The 1261-nt window shown below is 54.2% G+C and carries 1 protein-coding gene and 1 pseudogene; both read right to left on the bottom strand.

What is annotated here, in order from left to right; translation table 11 throughout:
• A pseudogene (locus ACTHUT_RS20830) lies at positions 1–110 on the bottom strand (SAM-dependent methyltransferase); the annotation flags it as partial.
• 36 nt (positions 111–146) lie between these two features.
• The coding region (locus tag ACTHUT_RS20825) for an ApeI family dehydratase (protein ID WP_440419709.1) at positions 147–1261 on the bottom strand (1115 nt) is incomplete at its 5' end.

Here is a 1261-nt window from a genome sequence, read left to right as displayed (position 1 = left end):
ACTTGGAATACAATCGGTGCAAAAGCGATTTCTTGAGCCAGACGTTGAGCCTCGCCTGCGGACTGGTGTTCGTGGGAATAGCGTTGTTCTAGGGCAGGGAAGAGTTGCATATTGTTGGTTTTCCACTAAAAAGTTAATAAGTATATTCAGACGGCCTCAAACACAATCCGTCCTGATGCACACGGATGCTCTCCGTTGTTGATTTTAAAGCTCAGTTTATTTTTACCTTCATCAAATTTCAGATCTACCGACACTTCATCGTGAGGACGGATAAACTGCTGATATTTTAGATTTTCGATGCGGATGATGCGCTGTTTACTCCATGGCTTGGGCGCGATCAGGTTGCGCACCCATTGCAGCTCGACCACGCCGGGAACCAGCGGGAAGGTGGCAAAATGGCCGCCGAAATAAATTAAATCCAAAGGCACGCGCCCGATAAAAGTTTCAGTATTGGTTTCATCGTCAGATGATGTTTTCGACCAAACGGGCGATGTCTGGGCGACGGTAAAGGCCATCTGAAAATCCGCCGCGGCGATTTTGGCTTGGGCGTTGCGCGGCAGGCTGTCGGTAAAACGCCAGTAACGCGGCAGGGCGATGGTGTCCTGTGTGGCAGCCAAATGGCGTTTGAGCGTATCGGCAACCGCAGCACGGCCTTTCTTGCGCAAGGCGGCGATACCGTCTGCATTTAATGCCGCCCATATGGCAATGCGTTGATGTTGCGGATGGCGACCGCAGTGGGCGTCGGTAATCCAAGGGTGTTGTAAAAGTTCGTGTTCGATTTGGGTCAGCGACACGCGTTTGTCCTCAAATTTAATAATGCGGTCTTGGCGACCGAGTAACAGAAAACCGTCATCTTGCGGCTCGATCAAATCAGCTGTTTGACGGCGTTCGGGCGACCAAGGCGAAGAAGCCCACAGTGCGCCTTCTTCGTTTTGCCCGATTTCCACGCCCTTGAAAGGCTGCCATTCTTGGCGTTCGCAACGTGAGGCAATCACGCCGGTTTCGGTACTGCCATAGACTTCAAACGGGCGGACGGCAGCCTGTTGCAGCAAATCCGCCGTGGCTTCGGGCAGCGCGCCGCCCGCCGACACGATGCCCGCGATTTTGTGTCCGATGCTCTGCCAGTTGCGGTTTTTGCCCAAGCGGTTGAGTACCGCCGGACTGGCAATCCACACCACTTTTTCATGCGCCGCCGTGCCGGCGAGCAGGTTTTCCGGATAAACCGCCTGCCGCCGCTCCATAGGCCAGCCCATGGTCAGCG

The organism is Neisseria sp. P0022.S010 (assembly GCF_051956635.1).
The sequence above is the reverse complement of the archived record's forward strand: the minus strand, read 5'-3'. Positions and strand labels throughout refer to the sequence as shown.